Origin of the sequence: Marinobacterium halophilum (genome assembly GCF_003014615.1) — a bacterium.
Taxonomy (GTDB): domain Bacteria; phylum Pseudomonadota; class Gammaproteobacteria; order Pseudomonadales; family Balneatricaceae; genus Marinobacterium; species Marinobacterium halophilum.
Genome location: NZ_PYGI01000015.1, coordinates 70,826 through 91,947 on the forward strand (window position 1 = coordinate 70,826; position 21,122 = coordinate 91,947).

Annotated in this window: 24 protein-coding genes; 9 read left to right on the forward strand and 15 right to left on the reverse strand. The window is 55.3% G+C overall.

The window, feature by feature from the left end:
* The first annotated feature begins 15 nt into the window (after positions 1–15).
* The 5 genes from CLV44_RS11260 (at position 16) to CLV44_RS11280 (ending at position 3,412) form a co-directional block, all read left to right on the forward strand.
* Entirely contained in the window at positions 16–1,029 is a 1,014-nt protein-coding gene (locus tag CLV44_RS11260; RefSeq protein WP_106592216.1) for an LLM class flavin-dependent oxidoreductase, read from the forward strand.
* A gap of 136 nt (positions 1,030–1,165) precedes the next feature.
* Positions 1,166–1,630 (forward strand): MaoC family dehydratase, encoded by a 465-nt coding sequence (locus CLV44_RS11265; protein WP_106592217.1) that lies wholly within the window; start codon positions 1,166–1,168, stop codon positions 1,628–1,630.
* Between the two features lie 9 nt (positions 1,631–1,639).
* A complete protein-coding gene (locus CLV44_RS11270) occupies positions 1,640–2,233 on the forward strand; it encodes a TetR/AcrR family transcriptional regulator (protein WP_106592218.1) in 594 nt (197 codons plus the stop codon).
* A 164-nt stretch (positions 2,234–2,397) separates the two neighbouring features.
* Positions 2,398–3,114 (forward strand): AzlC family ABC transporter permease, encoded by a 717-nt coding sequence (locus tag CLV44_RS11275; protein ID WP_106592219.1) that lies wholly within the window; start codon positions 2,398–2,400, stop codon positions 3,112–3,114.
* Positions 3,104–3,412, forward strand: coding sequence for an AzlD family protein (locus tag CLV44_RS11280; protein WP_106592220.1), 309 nt, complete (start codon positions 3,104–3,106; stop codon positions 3,410–3,412). Before CLV44_RS11275 ends, CLV44_RS11280 begins: the two co-directional genes overlap by 11 nt.
* Before the next feature lie 91 nt (positions 3,413–3,503).
* On the opposite strand, the gene CLV44_RS11285 is transcribed toward CLV44_RS11280, so the two are convergent.
* The 13 genes from CLV44_RS11285 to CLV44_RS11345 form a co-directional block, all read right to left on the reverse strand.
* The gene (locus CLV44_RS11285) at positions 3,504–4,424 is read right to left on the reverse strand and encodes a flavin reductase (RefSeq protein WP_106592221.1); all 921 of its coding nucleotides are present in this window, start codon (positions 4,422–4,424) and stop codon (positions 3,504–3,506) included.
* Positions 4,425–4,439: 15 nt separating this feature from the next.
* A complete protein-coding gene (locus CLV44_RS11290; RefSeq protein WP_106592222.1) occupies positions 4,440–5,363 on the reverse strand; it encodes a catechol 2,3-dioxygenase in 924 nt (307 codons plus the stop codon).
* A gap of 39 nt (positions 5,364–5,402) precedes the next feature.
* On the reverse strand, positions 5,403–6,719 hold the full coding sequence (locus CLV44_RS11295) for a TRAP transporter large permease (protein ID WP_106592223.1): 1,317 nt from the start codon (positions 6,717–6,719) through the stop codon (positions 5,403–5,405).
* Complete coding sequence (locus CLV44_RS11300) at positions 6,719–7,240, reverse strand: TRAP transporter small permease (RefSeq protein WP_106592224.1); 522 nt, start codon at positions 7,238–7,240, stop codon at positions 6,719–6,721. Before CLV44_RS11300 ends, CLV44_RS11295 begins: the two co-directional genes overlap by 1 nt.
* A gap of 11 nt (positions 7,241–7,251) precedes the next feature.
* Positions 7,252–8,280, reverse strand: a complete 1,029-nt coding sequence (locus CLV44_RS11305) for a TRAP transporter substrate-binding protein (protein WP_106592225.1) — start codon at positions 8,278–8,280, stop codon at positions 7,252–7,254.
* A gap of 87 nt (positions 8,281–8,367) precedes the next feature.
* The gene (locus CLV44_RS11310; protein ID WP_106592226.1) at positions 8,368–9,330 is read right to left on the reverse strand and encodes a PDR/VanB family oxidoreductase; all 963 of its coding nucleotides are present in this window, start codon (positions 9,328–9,330) and stop codon (positions 8,368–8,370) included.
* A gap of 10 nt (positions 9,331–9,340) precedes the next feature.
* Positions 9,341–10,096, reverse strand: coding sequence for an SDR family NAD(P)-dependent oxidoreductase (locus tag CLV44_RS11315; protein WP_106592227.1), 756 nt, complete (start codon positions 10,094–10,096; stop codon positions 9,341–9,343).
* 11 nt (positions 10,097–10,107) lie between these two features.
* Positions 10,108–10,593: an aromatic-ring-hydroxylating dioxygenase subunit beta gene (locus CLV44_RS11320; RefSeq protein ID WP_106592228.1), complete on the reverse strand. Its 486-nt coding sequence runs from the start codon at positions 10,591–10,593 to the stop codon at positions 10,108–10,110.
* A gap of 3 nt (positions 10,594–10,596) precedes the next feature.
* Entirely contained in the window at positions 10,597–11,886 is a 1,290-nt protein-coding gene (locus CLV44_RS11325) for an aromatic ring-hydroxylating oxygenase subunit alpha (protein ID WP_106592229.1), read from the reverse strand.
* Between the two features lie 57 nt (positions 11,887–11,943).
* Positions 11,944–12,462 carry a nuclear transport factor 2 family protein gene (locus CLV44_RS11330; protein WP_170069328.1) on the reverse strand — a complete coding sequence of 173 codons (519 nt, stop codon included), beginning with the start codon at positions 12,460–12,462 and terminating at the stop codon, positions 11,944–11,946.
* A 10-nt stretch (positions 12,463–12,472) separates the two neighbouring features.
* Positions 12,473–12,835, reverse strand: a complete 363-nt coding sequence (locus tag CLV44_RS11335; RefSeq protein ID WP_106592231.1) for an IacB protein — start codon at positions 12,833–12,835, stop codon at positions 12,473–12,475.
* A gap of 25 nt (positions 12,836–12,860) precedes the next feature.
* Positions 12,861–14,009, reverse strand: coding sequence for an acyl-CoA dehydrogenase family protein (locus tag CLV44_RS11340; protein WP_106592232.1), 1,149 nt, complete (start codon positions 14,007–14,009; stop codon positions 12,861–12,863).
* Between the two features lie 17 nt (positions 14,010–14,026).
* A complete protein-coding gene (locus CLV44_RS11345; protein WP_342748493.1) occupies positions 14,027–15,265 on the reverse strand; it encodes an amidase in 1,239 nt (412 codons plus the stop codon).
* A 360-nt stretch (positions 15,266–15,625) separates the two neighbouring features.
* On the opposite strand from CLV44_RS11345, the gene CLV44_RS11350 reads away from it, so the two are divergent.
* From CLV44_RS11350 to CLV44_RS11365, 4 genes are all read left to right on the forward strand, one after another.
* Positions 15,626–16,105: a MarR family winged helix-turn-helix transcriptional regulator gene (locus CLV44_RS11350; protein ID WP_211298131.1), complete on the forward strand. Its 480-nt coding sequence runs from the start codon at positions 15,626–15,628 to the stop codon at positions 16,103–16,105.
* Positions 16,106–16,231: 126 nt separating this feature from the next.
* Positions 16,232–16,951, forward strand: a complete 720-nt coding sequence (locus tag CLV44_RS11355; RefSeq protein WP_106592265.1) for a 16S rRNA (uracil(1498)-N(3))-methyltransferase — start codon at positions 16,232–16,234, stop codon at positions 16,949–16,951.
* Positions 16,952–17,157: 206 nt separating this feature from the next.
* Positions 17,158–18,183, forward strand: coding sequence for a Fe(3+) ABC transporter substrate-binding protein (locus CLV44_RS11360; RefSeq protein ID WP_106592235.1), 1,026 nt, complete (start codon positions 17,158–17,160; stop codon positions 18,181–18,183).
* Between the two features lie 79 nt (positions 18,184–18,262).
* Complete coding sequence (locus tag CLV44_RS11365; RefSeq protein ID WP_106592236.1) at positions 18,263–19,954, forward strand: ABC transporter permease; 1,692 nt, start codon at positions 18,263–18,265, stop codon at positions 19,952–19,954.
* A 141-nt stretch (positions 19,955–20,095) separates the two neighbouring features.
* On the opposite strand, the gene CLV44_RS11370 is transcribed toward CLV44_RS11365, so the two are convergent.
* Positions 20,096–20,548, reverse strand: a complete 453-nt coding sequence (locus CLV44_RS11370; protein ID WP_106592237.1) for a YiiD C-terminal domain-containing protein — start codon at positions 20,546–20,548, stop codon at positions 20,096–20,098.
* 1 nt (position 20,549) lies between these two features.
* Complete coding sequence (locus tag CLV44_RS11375; protein ID WP_106592238.1) at positions 20,550–21,107, reverse strand: nitroreductase family protein; 558 nt, start codon at positions 21,105–21,107, stop codon at positions 20,550–20,552.
* Positions 21,108–21,122: the final 15 nt, after the last annotated feature.

Here is a 21,122-nt window from a genome sequence, read left to right on the forward strand (position 1 = left end):
AATTCAGGAACCCTCATGACTTTGAAACTGACCGTTGTTGATCAATCCCCTGTACAGGGCTTGCCAAGTAACACCTCCCCCGTGGCACTGACGGTTGATCTGGCACGCGCCTGTGATCGCCTCGGCTACCACCGCTACTGGCTGGCCGAGCACCACAACAGCATCAACTTTGCAGGCCCTTGCCCCGAAATTCTTATCAGCCATATCGCCAGCGTAACTGAGCGCATTCGCGTCGGCAGTGGCGGTGTCATGCTGACGCACTATAGCCCCTACAAAGTAGCCGAGCAGTTCAGCATGCTGGAAACCCTTTACCCAGGCCGTATCGATCTCGGCATTGGCCGCGCCCCCGGGGGTGATGCTCTCGCCTCACACGCCCTTGCGTATCCGGCCCAACCCGGGCTGGAAGACTACGCCGAACAGGCGTGGCTACTGCAACATTTGCTGCACAATACCCTGCCTGGTAGTCACGCGTACAAAGGCCTGCAGGTGATGCCGGGGCAACCGACTGCGCCTGCAACCTGGATGCTGGGTTCCAGTGGCGGCAGCGCCGGGCTGGCCGGACAGATCGGCATGAAAATGACCCTCGCCCTGTTTATCAGCCCTGAGCCGGCCCCACCGAGCGTGCTGACCGAATACAAGCAGGCCTGGCACAACGCTGGCCACCCTGGCGAGCCCGAAGCCAATATCGCAGTGGCTGCACTCTGTGCCGACAGCCGTGAGGAAGCAGAATATCTTGCAGCCCCTGCCGTGTACTGGAAGGTGAAAGCTTTCCGTCAGGGGGTTCGTGAAGTGGTCAAAGCACCCGACGAGGCATTGCGTCTGAAAGAACAACTGAGCGCATCCGACAAGGCTTTCTTCGATGCGGTATTGAACTCGATGATTCTGGGTACAGCCGAAGAATGTGCCGAGCAGATCAGCCACGTGGCCGATCGGTACCAATCCGATGAGGTCGGTATTGTGACGGTCACCCATGATTATCAGCACCGGTTGCGCAGCTATAAGCAATTGGCAAACGTGCTGATCGGTTAGATCCAGCCGGTTCATCATTGAATACCAGACCCGCGGTCGCTGATGAACACTTTGATTTGATGACAGTCATCATCTAAGATCAAGAAAATTAGATGATGACTGTCATCTTAAATCATCCTCCCATTGGACCGCGACCGTGAGCACAGAAAATTCGTTATACTTGGAAGAGCTTGAAGTTGGGCAGGTCTTCACCAGCGCCAGCGCACAACTGGATGAGGGGCAAATAAAAGAATTTGCACACAGTTTTGACCCTCAACCCTTCCACCTGGATGACCAGGCCGCACAAAAAACCATTTTCAAAGGGCTTGCTGCCAGTGGATGGCATACTGCGGCCATCACCATGCGCCTGCTTGTCGAGGGCGGCGCACCTATCGCAGGTGGACTGATTGGTGCCGGTGTCGAAGTTACATGGCCAGCCCCCACCCGACCCGGTGACACCCTGAAAGTCGTAACCGAAGTCGTCGCAGTGACCCCGTCAAGGTCACGCCCTGACAGAGGTATCGTCACCATTCGGTCCGACACCCTCAACCAGCACGATGCCATTGTCCAGTCGATGACGTCCAAACTGGTCGTCATGCGTAGAGCCTCACCGGCCACCTGAGGCACTGCCATGAAAACAAGCCGCGAAACGACTGCTCGTAACCGTGCCAAGATACTGGGCATCGCAGGCCAGCTGTTTCGAGAACGAGGGCTTGACGGGGTCAGTGTGGCAGAGATCATGGCGAGCGCCGGTCTTACACACGGGGGCTTCTACAGGTATTTTGCCTCCAAGGAAGCACTGGCTGCTGAGGCATGTAGCCTTGTCGCCCAACAAACAGAAACGGACTGGCATACTGCACGCGATACAGATGCAGAGGATGGATTGGCTGTGCTGCTCAGTCGCTACCTCACCGCTGAGCACCGGGACTCGGCAGCGACAGGCTGTATCTACGCTGCACTGGGCTGTGAAGTGGGCCGCTCCAGCGATGACATGTTGCACCAGATTTTTGCCGAAGGGCTGGAGGGCTTGTTGGGGATTTTAACTGAAGCCAGCCCAGAACCCTCTGCTACAGAGCGGCGGCGCGCGGCCATCGGCCGTCTCTCAAGCCTTGCCGGCGCACTGATGCTGGCGCGGGCAACGAAAGGCACGGAGCTATCCGACCAAATCCTGGCAGAAACACGCCACTGGCTGGAGTCTATCCAGACACCTCCCCCAACGCCGTGATACTTCAGTTAAGGAGAGACACCATGCATACAAGGAACCCTGTGCCACCGAAGGACTGCCTCAATGTGACTGCCTCACACAGCCATGCACATTGACCAGTGCGAAATCCTGACCGCCACGTTCATCATAGTGCCCCAAAAAGCCGGATATAAAAGGAGTAAGCCATGTCTGGCGTCAAGACAGAACTGCATCAACTGAACACTCGACTGGTCTGGCAAGGATTCAAGCAGCTGGTTCCCATTGCCGTCTTTGTCATCGCATTCGGCATCGCTTTTGGCTTGGCAGCAACGCAAGCCGAGCTGAGCGGCTCGATGATTGTGGTTATGAGCACATTGGTTTTCGCCGGTGCGTCGCAGTTTGCTGCACTGGAGCTTTGGGGGCCTCAGGTACCGCTTTTCACCTTGCTGATCACGGTGTTTGCGATCAACGCCCGACACTTGCTGATGGGGGCGACGCTGTACCCTTGGCTACACCATCTTTCACCGGCAAAACGCTATAGCGTTATGCTCGTTGCATCTGATGCCAACTGGGCGATGTCAATACAGGCCTTTAGCCGGGGGCAGCCGGGTTTTGGACTTTTACTGGGCGGCGGTCTCGCCCTCTGGTCATTCTGGGTTTTCGGTACCTGGCTGGGAATCTACTTTGGTGGAGCTATTCAAGACCCCATGAGTCTTGGGCTGGACATGGTGATGGGGTGTTTCCTTCTGGCCATGGTTGTAGGCGGTGAAAAGAACCTCCGCATGCTGTTGATCTGGACCATCGCAGCGGCATCATCACTCATGGCTTACCGGTACTTGCCTGATAACAGCCACGTGCTTGTCGGTGCGCTCGCAGGCGGCGTTGTTGGTCTCTTTTGGATGGAGCAAAGCCATGAACATTGATACAGCCGGGCTGGGCACACTGGGCGTTATTCTGGCCATGGCCCTCGTGACCTTGGCGACCCGCTGGGGAGGTGTCTTCGTCATGTCTTTCGTGCCCATCAGCTACCGCGTGAAGCAATTTATCAATGCGATGTCCGGCTCGGTGCTGGTCGCCATTCTGGCCCCCATGGCCCTGAACGGTGATAATGGTGCCCGCCTCGCCTTGCTAACAACTGCGATCACCATGCTGGTGGTAAAAAAACCATTGCCTGCCATTGCCGCCGGGGTATTGGCGGCAGCAATGTTCAGGCAGCTCTGATCTACTCCAGCACCCACAGGCCTTGGGGACTCACCCAATAAGCCCTGCAACCGTGGCACAGGGTTGGCGAGCTTCCCTGCTTTACAGAGGGTCAGCCAACGAAGCCCTTCTGCAATGCCCCCAAACTATCCTTCAACATCTGTTGCTGTTCGGCATTGAGGCAAGACATGGCCTGCTGCTCATGCTCGATCGCCTTATCCAGTAACCGGGTGGCCAGGTGCTGGCCCTTCTCGGTCAGACGGAAGTTCTCGTCAGCGACCAATAACAGGCCCTTGTCCTGTAACCACTCGCCAGTCTCAGCCAGCTCTTTCAATGGCTGGGACACAAAACGACTGATCTTTTCGGGAGCCATTGGCTCACCATTGGCCAGTAGGGTGAGCAGACGCCACTCTTCTGCCGTGACACCGAAATGACTCAGCTGTGGATAGAAGTCCGCTGCATACGCATTCAACGTCTGGCGCAACTGGTACAACAGATAGTCACCCAGGAACCCCCGCGCCGCCAACGATTCAGTCGGAGCCTGCGCAGCAGGGTGGGTTTCCGGTATAGCGTAGCGGCCATTGTGAAAAACCAGCGAGCTTACAGTATCGGCATAGCCATACTCAGTCACTTCACCAACGATGATGAAATGATCCCCCCCTTCGTAAACTTCCCAGGTATTACAGGCAAACCAGGCGGCAGCACCCGGTAATAGAGGTGCACCGTTGGCACAGTCCTGCGTCTCGACATCCGCGAATTTGTCCTCGCCGCGACGGGCGAAATTATTGGACAGATCTACCTGATCGTTACGCAGTACGTTGATGGCAAAGCTCTTGCCTTTGGTAAAGGCATCCAGGCTGTAAGCCCCCTTGTCGATACTCCAAAGCACCAGTGCCGGATCTATCGACAGGGTATTGAAACTGCTCGCGGTCATGCCAACCGGGTTGCCATCAGCATTACGCGTCGTAATAACAGTTACACCGGTGGGGAACTTGCCCAGCGCCCGGCGAAAATCTTTCGGATCAAATGACATCGAAATTCTCCAGCATCAGGTCAAGACAGTCAGGAAACGCTCATTAAGCTGACGATCATGGTAGAAGATCGCCTTGCCCAGTTTGTCCGCATCCCAAGTGATTGGCTCGTGGTCCGGATAGAAATAATCACCACCGCAAAACACCTCGTTGCGATTGCCGGACGGATCGAAGAAGTAGATCGTCTGGCCATGGGTAATACCGTGACGGGTCGGGCCGATGTCGATGGAGGTATCAGTCATGGATATCAGGTCACCTGCGCGCAGTACATCTTCCCATGTTTCCAGAAAAAAGGAGGCGTGGTGGAACTTGCCCGGCTCCGGGTGATCGATGAAGGCGATGTCGTGTGCCTTCATGCTGGTGGTCAGGAACTGTGCCACACGCTTGCCGTCCGGCGTCATCACCTGCTCACACAGATCAAAGCCAAGCACTTCACAGAACAGATCCAGCGTCTTGTCGAGTTCGGGCCCATACAGAAGGCAATGATCGAAGCGCTGTGCCTTCATGCCCTTGAGGTCACGCGGCCAGGCTTCAGGATTGTGATTGCCAACGCCATAACGGCCGGTCTGTTCCTTGGTCGCAAACAGCTCAAAGTGATGCCCGGTCGGGGCCTGAAAACGGATGCGACGACCACAACCCTTCAGTTCACCGGCAGGAATGGACTCGACCTCGCAACCATACGCGACAAGCTCACCATGCAACCGCTCCAACACCGCTTCGCTGAGCACCTTAAAGCTCATGAAGTCCATGCCCGGGCGGTCTGCTTCTCGTAGCACGACCGAAAACTTGTCCACTTCAGTCCAGCCTTTCAGGTAGACGCGACCTTGATCATCACGGTCCATTTCGATCAAGCCCATCAGCTCTATGTAGTGCTGCAGGGCGTCATCCAGATCCAGCACTCGAAGCTGAACATGTCCGGGACGCATTACACCTTTTTTCATTGGGTCACCTCTTCATTATTGTTATTTTGCGACGCTTACTCAGCCGACAGCATGTGGCAGCATCAGTGACAGTGATGGAATCGTGACGATCAAGACCAAACGGACAATATCCGCCAGCCAGAATGGCGTTACACCACGGAAGATGGTCGACAGCTTCACATCAGGAACCACACCTCTGAGCACAAACACATTCATCCCCACTGGTGGTGTGATCAGGCTGATCTCAGTCACGACGACCACCAGGATGCCGAACCAAACGAGGTCAAACCCCATCGCGTCCACCATCGGATAAAACACCGGCACCGTCAGCAGGATCATGGACATGCTCTCAAGCACACAGCCCAGCAGCAGGTACACGCCAATCAGTATCAAGATCACCATGAACGGGCTGAAGCCCTGCTCCATCACCCAATCCTTGAGCAACATCGGCATGCCGGTGAGATTAATGAAGTTGGAAAAAATCACCGCTCCGATCACCAGGAAAAACAGCATGGCGGTGGTACGCGCCGCATGACTGAGTGAACGATTGAACATCTGGAAGCTGAGTTTGCCGCTGAACAACGCGATCAGAAAGGCACCCGAGGCTCCTATCCCCGCCGCTTCGGTCGGCGTGAAGATGCCCGCATAGATCCCTCCCATGACGATGATGAAGATCAGGTTGATGCCCCAGATCCCCTTCATGGAAATCAACCGTTCCTTCCAGCTCGAACGGTTGCCTGCCGGACCAATGCCCGGTTTCAGGCGTACAGCGCATGCCACAGCCGCCATATAGAGGATCACGCCAATCAGCCCCGGTATCAAACCGGCAATGAACAGTTGGCCTATATCCGTTTCGGTCATCAGGCCATAGATCACCAGAATAACGCTGGGGGGTATCAAAATCCCCAGGGTGCCTCCGGCTGCGATCGCACCGGTAGCAAGGCTGTCGTCATACTTGAACTCGCGCATCGACGGCATAGCCACTTTGGACATGGTCGCTGCGGTTGCCATAGAGCTGCCGCACACGGCCGAGAAGGCACCGCAGGACACCACGGTTGCCAGTGCCAAACCACCCTTGAAATGTCCCAGGAACGCATTGGCCGCACGGTACAATTCCTTCGACATGCCTGATTCGGTAATCAGGTTGCCCATCAGCAGGAACAGTGGCACGACTGACAAACCATACGCCAAACCGGTATCAAACGCGGTCGATGCAATCATGTTGAGTGCGCTATCCCAGCCGCGCGGGTTGCCGTATTCGATCTGCTGCATCAGCGCAAAGCCGATAACACCCACGACCCCCATGGCAATCCCCAGCGGGATCCGTACCAGAATCAGCACCATGAGTGCTGCAAAGCCGATCAGACTCGCCTCCATTACTGCTTACCTCCTGAGGTCTTGTCAGTACGCTTGAACAGCAGCTGCAGGCATAACGTCAACGTTGCCAGCGAGGTGGTGCCTGCCATCAGAAATCCGAGCCAGGCATAAGGTATTTGCAGTACAGCCGTTGTATCTTCATAGCGATACACTTTGAAAGCGTGCTTCCAGAGCATCCAACTGAATATTGCGAATGCCAGTATGTTGACCAGTGCAATCAGCCATTCCTGAACCACTTGAGCACGAGGACCAAATGCTGAGTCCATAATATCGACCGCGACATGTCCGTTCTCCGCCGTAATCAGCGGCAAACCCAGGAAAATCACGGCCGCCAGCATCAGTTCGGTCAGCTCGAAAGCACCGGTCACTGGCGCTGAAAACAGGTAACGGCCAAGGACATCGACCAGGGTCAGCGCCATCATCAGAAACATGACAATGGCAGCGGTGCCGCTCAGCAGATGCTGAACAGCACGCTCACCCCGATGGACCCAGCTTACTGCAGGATTTAAAGTTGAATTCATCGGATCACCTGTCAGCGTGACTGGGCCACGTCCTGCTGTTTGCTATGCTCGCGGAAGGCCTTCAATGCAGCTTCGCCATCAACCCCTAAAGACGCGGCTGTTTTCAGCCATTGCGCTTCCATCGGCGCACTCGCATTACGAATTTCTTGCAGGAATGCTGCATCAGCGGTCACGACTTCGTTGCCGTTGGCCTTGATTGATTCCAGCCCTTGGGCGTCCTGTGTATCCCACATTTTTCCAGCCAAGTGAGCAAAAGCCTCGCCCGATACGGATTCAATTGCTTGCTGATCTTCTTCCGACAGATCGGCAAAGCGGTCACGGTTCATGACCAAAAAGAAGCTGAAGTTGTACAAACCATCCGGCACCAGGGTGGTGTGGGTGGTTTTGTTCTGAATATTGAATGCTGGCACTGATTCCAGCGGGAAGAGAGTACCGTCGGCTACGCCACTGGACACCAGTTCATACGTACTGGATGAAGGCTTTTGCAAGGTCACTGCACCCAACTCAGTGCTAATGTCATTCATGATGCCACCACCTACACGCAGCTTCAGACCTTTAAGATCAGCAGCCGCATTCACTGTCCGCTGACTGTTGTGGATATGACCCGGACCATGCGTGAACAACCCCAGCAGTTTGACATCCTTGTGTTCACCGGCTGGCTTCAAGTATTCGTTGTACACATTCCAGTACGCCACAGACGTGCTTTCGGCACTGTTACCCCCGAACGGAAACTCAACCATTTTGTATAGTTTGAAACGACCCGGTGTGTAACCATGGGCACTGTACGTAATATCCGCCTGACCTTCACGGGCGATATCGTAGTGAACCTTGGGGTGGCCCAACGCCGAGGGCAACATGATCACTTTAACCCGGCCGTTGGTGACTTCCTCTACACTTTCAGCCCAGGGCTTCATGACATCTTTCACCAACGGGTGACCCGATGGTAGCCAGGATGACATGGTCAAGCGGGTTTCCGCCTGTGCGGTGGATGCCAGAAGTACAATCGTTGCAGAAGCTGCAACACGGAGGATTTTTTTCATTGTTATTCTCCCGTTTTCAGTTTGGTTCCGGTCTGAACCGGCGTCCCGCCACAGCACATCCATGGCAGGCCTGACAGCACACGATCTTCAGATATCAACCACCAATCGCTCACTTTTAGCCCGAGAGCAACAGAGTGCGATCTGGTCGTTGTCTTCTTTCTCTTCATCAGTCAAGAACAGGTCCCGATGGTCTGGTGTTCCTTCCAATACGTCACAGATACAGGTGCCACACACACCCTCTTCACATGACATCTGGACCTTCACGCCAGCCGCCTTGAGCGCCGTCGCGATACTTTCATTCGGACCGACTTTCACGGTCACGTCGCTGGCCTCGGCATACACCTCAAACGCCTCGCCACTGATGTCGACGTCAGCATTGAAGTATTCGAAGTGAACCTGAGCGTCAGGCAAACCGGCCGCCTTGCCCTGCTCAATCACCCAGTCCATGAAACCACTGGGGCCACAGACATAGAGGTGCGTGCCAGGCCGTGCTAACGCCAATGCCTTGGGATCGATGCGGCTGTCTTCACCGGCATCATCAAAGTGCAGTACCAGACGATCGCCGAACGCACTCGTAAGTTCGTTCAGAAACGCGGCCTTGCTTTCACTGCGGCTGCAGTAGTGCAGCTCGAAGGGTTTGCCGGCCGCTTTAAGGGCATAGGCCATGGCGATCATCGGAGTAATGCCGATACCGCCGCCGATCAGCAGACTATACTCGGCGTCCATCTCCAGCGGAAAGTGGTTACGCGGGGCACTGATCTGCACCTCGGCACCGGCTTTCAGGTCAGCATGGATCTGGCGCGAGCCGCCACGTGAATCCGGGTCATTAAGAATGCCCAGGCGATAGGTGGGCTCACCCGGCGCATTGCTCAGGGAGTACTGACGGATCAGCTCGGGAGCCACCACCACGTCAATGTGAGCACCGGCCTCAAAGGCAGGCAAAGCAGTGCCATCGGCAGTCGCCAGTTCAAAGACCGCAATTTCGTCGGTCTGGTCATCACGACGGGTCACCGTCGCCTGAATAAGTGTGTTATCGATATTCGTGGTCATAGGTTTTGCCTCAGCGCATGAACAGGCCGCCGTTGATATCCCAGGTGGTGCCCGTGGCGAACGCCGCTTCCGGCCGTGCCAGCTGTACCACCATGTCGCCGACAAAATCGGCCTCGCCCAACTGCCCCACCGGGATTGCGCCCAGCAGTGTCGGCAGACGCTCTTCCGGCACCAGTGCTTTCACCATCGGCGAATCGATCGGACCCGGCGCGATGGCATTGACGGTAACGCCCTGCGCCGCCAGCTCTTTGGCAAACACCTTGGTCAGTGTCAGGATGCCGCCCTTGGATGCGGCATAATGCGCACCTGTAGAGGTGCCGCCGTTCTGGCCCGCCAGAGAGGACATGTTGATGATGCGGCCATAGCCCTGATCCGCCATGTATCGCCCCATCACCTGGCAGCCCACAAAGGTGCCGCCCAGGTTAATATTGACGATGTCGTTGAACTCGTCGGCGGAAATCTCCATCACCGGGGTCGCCCGAGTCACGGCGGCATTGTTGACCAGCACATGTAGGGCACCCCAGCGCTCCAGCACCTGCGCCAGCGCAGCTTCAAAATCGGCCTGTTCGGCCACATTCAGGCGCACCGCCATAGCGGTTTCGCCGCTGCCATCCAGCGCTGTGGCCGCCTGTTGCGCGGCTTCGAGATTGATATCGCTGAGCACCACGCGGTAGCCGGCGTCATGCAGACGCGCGGCGATGTGGTGGCCCAGCCCCTGAGCGGCACCGGTGACCAGCGCCACCTGAAACTGTGCAGATGTGGACATGGGCGACCTCCTCAGAAGATAAAGCTGACAGTACGCAGGAAGCTGTCGGCGTGCATCAACCGCACCACCTTTCGGGCCAGACGATAGCCATCCGCAGCGGGCTTTAACTGATATTCCACATCCGCAGGGTAAGTCACCAACTTGCCGTGACGCATCTCGTTCAGGGTCATGGCACAGCGGGCGATTACCAAGTCATCACCGGCTTCCAGCAAGCGCACACGTGAGACCATGCGCACAGTATTGCCGGTCGCGTTGGCCGACACGGATTCGCCATCTTCCAGACGAGCGATACGCATGCGGCGCATGTCGGCATTATCCAGCGCCAGGTTCAGAGTATCTTCATAGTTGTCATCGGCATCAAACTCCGCCGGCACTATGTAGAGGCCATCGTTGCTCCAAAGCTGCAGCCATTCCTGGTAGCCTTTGTGATCCAGCAGATCCGCTTCATACCAAATGAACGCCGTAACATCATTGAGCAGTTGGGTATTAAGTTTCATCGCTTACTTCTCCTCACCTGCAGCCATCATTCTTTTGTACTGTTGGTAGGCACCACGCATACCGGTTTCAGAACAGACCGCACCCGCCACATTGCCATCCGGCGACGTGTGGAGGTTATTCAAGCCGCGATTGACCAGAATCCAACCATCATTACCCGCTTGAGATCCCTTGTGTACACGCTCCCAAGCTTCGCCATCGTCAGGCGTACCAAACCCCATTGGTCCCTGAAAGTGCTCATGCAGACGCATGCGTTTGCGGTTAAACGGTGCAGGCGCACCCTCACCCCCTAATGCCACATGCTGGATTTCGGTTTCACCGACGCTAACCGGACGCAAGACACGGAAGAACGCCATTGAACAGGAAACGTTCGGGAACAAATTCAGGTTAAAGCCGGTGCCGTGTGCAGCACGCACCAGCTTTTTCACTTCATTTTCAGGCTTGCCTTCGGTACGCAATTCGTCGGCCAGTTTCTGGAAGCGCGGCGGGATCGGTTGATCAAGATCGCTTTCCAGATCGACCAGCTCAGGAATCATGACCATCACGCTGTGGCCATTACCCAAGTCTTCAACAAAGCCATCACCATGTAGAAAATCAAAAATATCAGCTGTGTGATCATCCAGTGAGGTCACGAATGACTTATGGATGATCGGGAAGTGGTAGGCATCCGTGGTATTTTCCAGCTGGATTTTCCAGTTGCCCGGGAAATTGAAACGGTGCTCTCCCAACACTTTGACCGGGTAGCCTCCCCCCTGCTTCATGAACAGGTCGATCCACTTCTTCGCCCCACCGAGAAAATCTTCCAGCGATTCGATGTCGTCGCGATACGTAGCAAACACCAACCCCTGATAGCTTTCGTGGCGCAAACGTTCCAAGGGGAAGTCTTTCTTGTCGAATACGCCTTCATACTCTTCCGGCTTCGGCAGCGCACGCAGGGCACCGTCAAGACCATAGCCCCAGCCATGATAAGGGCAGGTGAAACTCTTGGTTTTACCCTTGCGGCCTTCGCAGACGGTGGCACCACGGTGACGACAGCGGTTCTGCAGCACATGCAGGTTCATTTTGCGGTCGCGGCTCAGAATCACTGGCTGACGCCCGACCCAGGCCGTCTTGTAGCTTCCAGCCTCAGGCACTTCACTTTCGTGGCCCACAAATACCCACGTGTTGTTGAAGACTTTATCCAGCTCTTCCTCAAAGATGGCCGGGTCAGAATAGAGCGACTTGTGTACACGTCCCTCTTCAACCATTTCAGCCGCTTTCAGGCTGACGCTCTGCATTTCGATCAGTTCACTCATGGTCTTGCTCTCTATATTCATGACCGGCTGGCACCCATCAGGCCGCCACGTCTCTTATTATTCTTCGGGGACTGGCAAAGGCTGCGGGTTATCCCAAGGCGTCTGCACCGGGCGATTAAAGCGGCTGGTGGTGCAGAAATGCGCAATCTTCCAGCGCCCGCCCTCCCGGCGGAATTGCACATCCAGCAGCGCACTGCTTAGCTGGGACCGGCCATCGGCAAAAGTAGCGGTCTGCAGCAGCACCCAAGTACCCTCGGCTTCGGTCTCGCTGCGCACATCCACTTTTTCAGACGTCAAGAAATGCACGTTAAGGGCGAAGTGGGCCGGTGGTTGGGTGTACTTGTCGAACATCGCACGAATCGATTCACGCCCTTCCCGGCGACCAAAGGTCGCGGCATAACGCTTACCCTTGCCTTCCCAGATGGCGTCTTCTGTGAACAGCGCCATCAGCGGATCCAGATCAAAACCTTCATTGAGGTAGTCGCACAGCTGCATATATTCATGCAGACAGGCGCTGACCTCGTTGGCGGCCTCAAGGACACCCACACGCTGACGCAGCTGTTCAAGTTCGCTCATCAATCCATCCTCAGGCACGCTGTACAATCAGCTCGCGACCAATACGCGCCTCTACCTTGGCGTAGCGCCACAGCTTGTAAGGGCCCTTGCCAACTTCGGTCGAGCGGAACAGGTTGCTGCAGGCGCAGACAGTGTCGTAGTCCTTCACATCGGCCAGCAGGTAGGTTGTCCAGGGATAGCCATTGGACGGACCAACCATGCTCTGGTCGTCATCCATGTTGCCGATCACCTCAACCCCTTCCATGTCGTGAATGCCGTTCCACATTTCACCGAAAGCGGCCCAAACGTCGAGCTGCTCTTCACGCGGGGCATCCATGAAGTTCTGGTTGATGCCCATGCAGAAAAGGACACGCAAAGGTTTATTGTCACTCATGGTGTATCTCCTTGTTATTATTCAATTACAGGTAACCCGGCAGGGGGTCATGGCCGAAAAACATGGCACCGGCATTCTTTAGAGTGATGGCGCCCATAAACGCGTGCTGAGTACACATCATGGAATCACGTAGAATGCGTGACAGAGGATGATCGTTGTAAGCGCCCGTCATCCCTGTGACCTGATAGGTCGAACGGATCGCCTCGGCACATTCGTGGGCCAGGTTAGTCGTTGCCAAGCGCACCAGATTGACCTGATCACGACTCGGCTCGCCTCCCTGTTTGATGGTGCTCCAAGCAGCCTCTGTAGCTTCGTAAAAGAAGGCTCGAGACGAACGCACCTTGGCTTCCGCCTTGGCGATTTCGATCTGCACATATTCACGCTCGCCCAGATTGGGCGCGCCAGTAACAGACTTGCGCCCGGCGGCCATTGCCTGAACCACATCCAGTGCTTCACGAGCCAATCCGGCCGTCGTTACCGCAAGTACCTGCGCGGCAAAGGACAACGATGGGTAACGAAAAAAGTCGGATTCGATATTGGGCTTACCACCGCGAACAAAGGTCCACTCTTCAGGCACGAAGACGTCTTCTACAACCAGGTCATGACTGCCGGTACCCACCATGCCAATCACATCCCAGTTAGGTTTGATTTTCACCTTATTCGCTGGCATCACCGCCATACGCGGCAGCGGTTCGCCACCATCAGGCTGAATACCCACACCAATCAAGGAGGCGCCCATGCAGCCGCTGCCGAACTTCCAGCAACCGTTGACAATGAAGCCGCCCTCGACCTTTTTCGCCGGCTGGGTCGGAAAAATACCACCCGCAAACACCACGTTTGGTGTCTCGGACCAGATCTTATTGATGGTTTCCGATGGTAATGCTGCCAAATAGGCCGGATTCATACCAAAGCTTGCGACCCAACCGGCAGAGCCGTCGGCCGCAGCCAAAGACTCAACCATTTGCAGGAACTCCATAGGCGAGCGTTCGTCGCCCCCCATAGCCTTAGGCACCATCGCACGGTAAACACCAATATGCTTGAAGGACTCGATGATATCCTGAGAGATATATTTCTGGTCTTCAAACTCATGTCTACGCGTGCGTACATCGTCTAACAGGGCATTAAATACGGCCTCCCCGCCCCAAAGGGATTTATCAATCTGATAGCCAGGCATGTCGCTATGCTCCCCTGTCACTGTGTATATTTATTGTTGTTAAGTGATGCACTTCTTTGCACCAATTCGCGGGCTGCCAGAAACACCTCTTCGTCCGCTCCCTTACGCCCGATCAACTGAATACCAATCGGCAAACCACCAACTTCAAACGGTATGACTAAAGCCGGGTGACCCGACAGGTTGAACGGTCGCACCAACGCGGTCATCCGCAGATCAGTTGCACCAGCAAAAGCCTCTTCACGTCGCAATGGGTAGTCAGGTAGCGCAGGCATCACCAACACATCAAACACTTCAAACCGAGCGTCTAACTGGCGGGAAAAACGATCTCTGACGTGTTCAGCAACGGCAACTTGGCCAGCCGTCGTTTGCGCGGCTTTACGTAACCGCTCGGCCACATCCAACCCCACTCGCCCAGTATCCAGGAAAGTTTTACAGGCTAATGCCGTCTCGGCGTTGATCACGTCCAAACCGGCTAGAAAGGCGTCTTCCATAAGCGGCAAACTGAGCGAAGCCTGGCTGACACCGCTCTGCTTCAGGTAATGCTGCAGAGCAGTGGCCACCTCTGAACGGGCCGAGGTGTCAGCCACCAGACCAAAATGGAATTTTTTCTTGGTAATTACATCAAGGTTAAAGCTGGGGTCCAGAGCCTGCTCTGCCTTCTCCAACACCGACAAGGTTGCAGCGAAGGGGCCTACGCAATCGAGAGAAGTTTCTGTGGGCCAAACACCTTGACGACTGACACGGCCAAAGGTTGGCTTGAACCCAAACACACCGCAACAAGCTGCTGGCACGCGGACAGAACCACCTGTATCCGTACCAATGGCAAAGTCGGCAGTGCCATCTGCAACCGCAACCGCAGAACCACTGGAAGAACCACCCGGAATCAAATCTGGATAGAGGGTGTTAACAGGCGTGCCCGAATAGTGATTGATACCGGTGACACCAAATGCAAGCTCGTGCATAAGCGTCTTGCCGATAATCTGATGACCGGCGCTGAGGATGTTATGGACTATTTCGGCATGCGCAGTTGCTGGTGTCACTGTTTCGCATGCGGCACTCCCAAGACGGGTTGGAACGCCTTCAACATCCACGGAATCCTTTACTGCGACCCTTAGACCACCAATCGATCCAAGTTCATACCGAGCCAGTAGTGCTGTCATGTGAGCTCTCGCTTTTATATTTTTTGTAGGCCAACAACTATCAATCCAGGGACTTTCAAGTGTCGATGAGCACAGCAAAATAATTTCACTTATCACTTGAAACGTCAACTAAATAGAAACATTAAAAACCGCAGACCAAAACTTCAGTACGCCAATACCAGCGACAAGAAGAAAGATCAAAAAACACTAAAAGTCATGAAAATCGCCAATTAACAGACTAGAAAAGCAAAAAAACATATTTATGAGAGTATAAAAACAGCAAGGATCTTACTTTCGAGATGTTAAGATCCCATAAATGGACGATATAATGCTTAATAAAACATGTGAAAACGAATTATTTTTTGACCAAAATATGCAAAAAACTCCCCCCCTAAAGTGATTAAGAGTATATTTCCACAATCACCCTTACACTCCCCGTCGTACTGACTGGGCAAACCTGTATGGCAGTACTGACTGATGAACAGCAAAAACAAAATGGACATGTACGATCCGCTCAGCGACAGCTTTAAACGTAGCGAATTCCCCTTCTACTGGATTGCACAGCTGAATGCACTCTATACACAGGAGATGGAGCGGTTACTCAAACGTGTCGACATGGACGTACCACGCTGGCGAATCATTATGATTCTGAAAGAACATTCAGAGCTGAGCATGTCAGAAATAGCCAGCCACGCGGTTGCCAAACTGCCGACAACGACCAAGATTGTGTATCGAATGCGTGATGAAGGGCTCGTCAACCTGATAACTTCACCCGATGACGGCCGGGTCACGCTAGTCTCCTTAACCAGCAAGGGGCTAGAGAGCCTGGAACTAATAAGAGATTCGGTCAAAAACCTGTTCCGCAACAGTTTCAAAGGACTCAGCTCAGCACAAATTCAACGCACCAACGTGCTACTGGCCAAGCTATATGACAATTTGAATTCGCATACAGGCTGACTCTTACCCAGCCCACTACACGCTACCGAAAAACCAAATGACAAGCCTTGGAGCACAGCCCCGAATGCCGCCACAGCGGCCAACAATGCTATGATCGGCGTTTTTTTCAACCGCTCGGTATCGCCCGTGAATCTGATTCTGCTCTACACCTCCGACTTTAAAGGTCCACACCATGTGCGCATCAGTGGCCGTCGCTTTCAGCACATGCGCAGCGTTCATAAGGCACAAGTCGGCGAGCGGTTTCGGGTCGGGGTACTCAATGGTTTGATCGGCCTGGGTGAAGTCACCGTCTTGACCGACCAGTATCTGGAGCTGCGAGTACAACTGAATCAGGCGCCACCCAAGCCACTGCCGCTGCGACTGATCATGGCTCTGCCCCGCCCCAAAATGCTCAAGCGCACACTGGAAACCGTGGCCACCCTGGGCGTCAAGGAGCTGTGGCTGATCAACTCTTACCGCGTCGACAAGAGCTACTGGTCTACCCCCATCCTGCATGCAGACACGCTACGTGAGCACCTCCTGCTGGGACTGGAACAAGCTGGTGATACACGCTTGCCCAACGTCTATCTGCGTAAACGCTTCAAGCCCTTTGTCGAGGATGAGCTGCCCGCGATTGCCCGCAACACACGCGCACTGGTCGCGCACCCCTATGACGCGACACCCTGCCCGGCAGCAACTGCAGAACCCACCACCCTGGCTATCGGCCCCGAAGGTGGTTTCATCGCCTATGAGGTCAACAAATTACGCGAAGCAGGCCTTGAACCGATTCACCTGGGACCACGTATTTTACGGGTTGAAACTGCCGTACCCGTATTACTGTCACGCCTATTCCCCCTGGCACTCTGATCCGAGCCTTGCGACCGACAAATGCGTGATCTGGCGCACTGGTGTAACGGTGTAATAGCCCTATATAATTCATTGATATAAGTCGAAAACAAGAATCATACTCAATACCATTGACATGCGAACCAAAACTGATAACAATTCGCATTAAGTTTTTAGTCACCTTCGACGCCGGGCTATTTTTACTCGGTTGCACTGGAGATATATCGATGATCGCGAAAAAAGCACTACTGGCAGGTTTGGCACTTTCCACCCTGGGCAGCGTAGCTCAGGCCGCTGACGAGGTGAATATTTACTCCTACCGTCAGGAATTCCTGATCAAGCCGCTGCTGGAAGCCTTCACTGCCGAGACCGGCATCAAGGCTAACGTCATCTTCTCCAAAAATGGCTTGCTGGAGCGTCTGCAGCATGAAGGTGCCAACTCACCCGCCGACGTAATCCTGACTTCCGATATCGGACCGCTGCACGATGCCGTTGAGCGTGACCTCGTTGCCACCATCAACAGCGATGTGATCGACGCCAATGTGCCGGCACAGTATCGTTCCAAGGATGGCAAGTGGGTCGGTCTGACCGCACGCTCGCGTATCATCTATGCCTCCAAGGATCGCGTTGAACCGGGCGAGATCAAAACCTATGAAGAACTGGCTGATCCGAAGTGGAAAGGCCGCATCTGCACCCGCAGCGGCAAGCACTCCTACAACCTTTCATTGATCGGCTCCATGATCGAGCACGACGGTGCTGAGCAGGCCGAACAGTGGCTGACCGCCGTGAAGGAAAATCTGGCGCGTCGTCCGCAGGGCAACGACCGTTCACAGGTCAAAGCCGTGAAAGAAGGCCAGTGTGATCTCGCACTGGGCAATACCTACTACTATGGCAAGATGCTGACCAACGAAAAGGAACCGGAACAGGTCGCCTGGGCCCAGTCCGTGAATCTGGTGTTCCCGAATCAGGATGATCGTGGCGCGCACATGAGCATCTCCGGTGCCGCACTGGCCAAACATGCACCGCATCCGGATGCCGCTCTGCAGCTGATCGAGTTTTTGACCAGCGAGAAGGCCCAGCAGATGTATGCCGACGTGAACTTCGAGTTCCCGGTGCGCCCGAATACTGAATGGTCACCGCTACTCAAAGAACACATGGGCACATTCAAGGCTGATGAAGTTAACCTGGGCGATGTGGTTAAACATCGTGCCGAAGCTTCTCGCCTGGTCGACAAAGTCGGCTTCGATAACTGATTATTCTGTTGAATAATCGACAGTTGCACGCTGAAACGGTAGTCTTCCCGGCTACCGTTTCTGTGCCTTCTAGCGAATCATGACCGACATTACTGCTACTGCCGACGCACCATTGATCGATACCCGCAAGCCGCGCCGCTTCATGCCGGGCTGGTATTCGGTTGCCTGGGGCAGCGCACTGCTGGTAATGCTGCCCGTGCTGGCCGTATTCTGGCTGGCACTGTTTCCGACTGAAAACATCTGGCCACATCTGGTCGACACCATTTTACCGGTCTACATCAAGACCACACTATTGCTGCTTGCGGGTGTTGGCAGCCTGTCGGTGCTGATTGGTGTATCCACGGCCTGGCTGGTGACCATGTGCAATTTCCCTGGCCGCCGCCTGTTTGAGTGGGCGCTGCTGCTGCCCTTTGCCATGCCTGCCTACCTGATCGCCTACCTCTATACCGACCTGCTGGAATACGCAGGCCCGATACAAAGCTTCCTGCGCGAACTGTTCGGTTGGCAAACCGCAATGGACTACTGGTTTCCGGATATCCGCAGCCTCGGTGGCGCAATCCTGATGCTGACGCTGGTGCTCTACCCCTATGTGTACCTGCTGTCACGGGCGAGCTTTCTGGAACAATCCATGAGCATTCGGGACGCCAGCCGCATTTTTGGCTGCTCGCCACTGCAGAGCTTCTACCGCATATCGCTGCCAATTGCCCGACCCGCCGTTGCCGTGGGTCTGTCGTTGGTCTCAATGGAAACCCTGAACGATTTCGGCACGGTGGATTATTTTGCCGTAAAAAGCCTGTCCGCTGGCATTTATGATGCCTGGCTGAATATGGGCAATATCGGCGCCGCCGCCCAGATCGCGACCCTGATGATGGTGTTCGTGATTCTGCTGATATCACTGGAACGAATCGCCCGCTCACGCCAGCGCCAGTTCACCGGCAGCGACCGTTTCCGCAGCATCGATCGCTATACGCTGTCACCGCTCAAGTCGGCAGCGGCGACCCTGGCCTGCGCTCTGCCCGTCCTGTTGGGCTTCCTGATCCCGTTTGTAGTGCTGGGCCGTTACGCCCTGCGTCGACTGGATCAAGTAACAGAAGCCGACTTCATCGCCCACGCAACTCACAGCTTTACCCTGTCCAGCCTCGCAGCCTTGCTGACTGTCGCTGTCGCTATCGTGCTGGCATATAGCAAACGCCTCTACCCGGGCTTCAAGTCACTAACGCTCGCGGCACGCCTGAGCAGCTTGGGTTACGCACTGCCTGGCGCGGTTTTGGCGATCGGCGTGATCATCCCTCTGGCCGCTTTCGACAACAGCATTGATGCGTTCATGCGCAGTCATTTCGGTTTCAGCACCGGCCTGCTACTCAGCGGCACGTCTTTTGCCATCATCTTCGCCTACTGTGTGCGCTTCCTGGCCGTGTCGACCGGCAGCGTGGAATCCTCACTGGCCAAAGTCACCCCCAGCATGGATATGGCATCACGCTCACTGGGCCTGAACCCATTGCAAACCCTGCGCAAAGTCCACCTGCCCCTGATCCGGGGAGGATTGTTGACGGCACTGTTGGTGGTGTTTGTGGATGCGATGAAGGAGCTGCCGGCGACGTTGATTCTACGGCCGTTCAACTACGATACGCTGGCAACATATGTGTATCAGTACGCTTCGGACGAGATGCTGGAAACCAGTGCACCGGCTGCCATGCTGATCGTACTGGTCGGCATCATACCGGTAATCCTGCTGAGCCGAACCATCACCTCAACCCGCCAGGGAAGCTGATCACTCCGCCCCCTGTGTGTCTGGGCACATCAAATTTGTCGCCTGCAAGCAGGCTCCCATATCTCTGCACCGAATGGCGTGGGAGCCTGCCGCGCAAGCGATTGGTCAATGATCCAGCTTCCTAAACATGATCAGAGGCGCTCAGCGCCGAATCGCGACGTACATCCCTTCCAGTCTCATACACGTCTGACCGCCACAAAGTACTTCAGCCACCAGCTTCAGCTTACCCTTGCCGCGCTCGCCTATCCGCGCTACCAAGGCATCGGCGTCTGCGACATCATCCAGCGATACTCGCGTAACAAAGTCACCCGTGACCGGCTTGAGATATTGCAGATGACTGTCGGCGATCACGACATCACACTCCAGTCCGCGCTCTTTCAGGCATAACGTGGTCAAGCACCAACCCGCGACCGTAGCGATCGCGGCCTGAGAACCACCAAAACCGGTACCCTTGTCATTGACGTTGGGCGCCAGCGGCGTCGGGATCTCCAGCGTTTGCCCATCCCAGTCCAGGCGTTCAACTCCCAAATGTTCCAGCAGCGGAATCCTGGGCTGGAGCCAGCTCAGGAAATCGGTGGTGTCAGTCAGCTTCATGTTAGCCTTCCCAGCGAGTTACGAAGTCGGCACTTTCCAGCTGTGGCGCGCGACGCTCACGGCAACGCTGACCCAGATAGATATAACCGATAATGCACTCACCTTCACGCAAGCCCAGCCCCTGCTCAACCTGAGGATGATAAGCCATCTCACCGGTACGCCACATGGCACCCAAACCCAAGGCATGTGCAGCCTGAGTAATAGCATGCGCAGCGCAACCGGCCGAGATCATCTGCTCGCCGACCGGCACTTTAGGGTGCTCACGGGTCACTGCAACCACGGTAATAACCATTGGTGCCCGCAGCGGCATGTTGGCGTATTTTTCATAACGTGCCTCCGCCAATGTCGGATCATCAGCACGGGCGGCGGCCGCATACAACTGCCCCAGCTTCACCAGCCCCTCATCCTCAGTGATAATGAACCGCCAGGGGCGCAGCGCACCATGGTCCGGTGCCCGCAGAGCAGCCTGCAGCATCTGCTCCAGCTGCTCTGCAGTAGGTGCCGGCCCTTCCAGGCGCGGGCAGGATACGCGATTGATCAAGGCGTCGAGTGCTTCCATGGTCTTCCTCGCTAT

Excerpts from the sequence above, each read along its gene's own strand:
- CLV44_RS11305 (WP_106592225.1), bottom strand. The coding sequence starts at position 8,280 with ATGAAAAAAATCCTCCGTGTTGCAGCTTCTGCAACGATTGTACTTCTG.
- CLV44_RS11325 (WP_106592229.1), bottom strand. The coding sequence starts at position 11,886 with ATGAGTGAACTGATCGAAATGCAGAGCGTCAGCCTGAAAGCGGCTGAA.
- CLV44_RS11280 (WP_106592220.1), top strand. The coding sequence starts at position 3,104 with ATGAACATTGATACAGCCGGGCTGGGCACACTGGGCGTTATTCTGGCC.
- CLV44_RS11365 (WP_106592236.1), top strand. The coding sequence starts at position 18,263 with ATGACCGACATTACTGCTACTGCCGACGCACCATTGATCGATACCCGC.
- CLV44_RS11375 (WP_106592238.1), bottom strand. The coding sequence starts at position 21,107 with ATGGAAGCACTCGACGCCTTGATCAATCGCGTATCCTGCCCGCGCCTG.
- CLV44_RS11360 (WP_106592235.1), top strand. The coding sequence starts at position 17,158 with ATGATCGCGAAAAAAGCACTACTGGCAGGTTTGGCACTTTCCACCCTG.
- CLV44_RS11330 (WP_170069328.1), bottom strand. The coding sequence starts at position 12,462 with ATGAGCGAACTTGAACAGCTGCGTCAGCGTGTGGGTGTCCTTGAGGCC.
- CLV44_RS11370 (WP_106592237.1), bottom strand. The coding sequence starts at position 20,548 with ATGAAGCTGACTGACACCACCGATTTCCTGAGCTGGCTCCAGCCCAGG.
- CLV44_RS11295 (WP_106592223.1), bottom strand. The coding sequence starts at position 6,719 with ATGGAGGCGAGTCTGATCGGCTTTGCAGCACTCATGGTGCTGATTCTG.
- CLV44_RS11315 (WP_106592227.1), bottom strand. The coding sequence starts at position 10,096 with ATGTCCACATCTGCACAGTTTCAGGTGGCGCTGGTCACCGGTGCCGCT.
- CLV44_RS11300 (WP_106592224.1), bottom strand. The coding sequence starts at position 7,240 with ATGAATTCAACTTTAAATCCTGCAGTAAGCTGGGTCCATCGGGGTGAG.
- CLV44_RS11285 (WP_106592221.1), bottom strand. The coding sequence starts at position 4,424 with ATGTCATTTGATCCGAAAGATTTTCGCCGGGCGCTGGGCAAGTTCCCC.
- CLV44_RS11270 (WP_106592218.1), top strand. The coding sequence starts at position 1,640 with ATGAAAACAAGCCGCGAAACGACTGCTCGTAACCGTGCCAAGATACTG.
- CLV44_RS11320 (WP_106592228.1), bottom strand. The coding sequence starts at position 10,593 with ATGAAACTTAATACCCAACTGCTCAATGATGTTACGGCGTTCATTTGG.
- CLV44_RS11260 (WP_106592216.1), top strand. The coding sequence starts at position 16 with ATGACTTTGAAACTGACCGTTGTTGATCAATCCCCTGTACAGGGCTTG.
- CLV44_RS11335 (WP_106592231.1), bottom strand. The coding sequence starts at position 12,835 with ATGAGTGACAATAAACCTTTGCGTGTCCTTTTCTGCATGGGCATCAAC.
- CLV44_RS11290 (WP_106592222.1), bottom strand. The coding sequence starts at position 5,363 with ATGAAAAAAGGTGTAATGCGTCCCGGACATGTTCAGCTTCGAGTGCTG.
- CLV44_RS11350 (WP_211298131.1), top strand. The coding sequence starts at position 15,626 with ATGAACAGCAAAAACAAAATGGACATGTACGATCCGCTCAGCGACAGC.
- CLV44_RS11310 (WP_106592226.1), bottom strand. The coding sequence starts at position 9,330 with ATGACCACGAATATCGATAACACACTTATTCAGGCGACGGTGACCCGT.
- CLV44_RS11275 (WP_106592219.1), top strand. The coding sequence starts at position 2,398 with ATGTCTGGCGTCAAGACAGAACTGCATCAACTGAACACTCGACTGGTC.
- CLV44_RS11340 (WP_106592232.1), bottom strand. The coding sequence starts at position 14,009 with ATGCCTGGCTATCAGATTGATAAATCCCTTTGGGGCGGGGAGGCCGTA.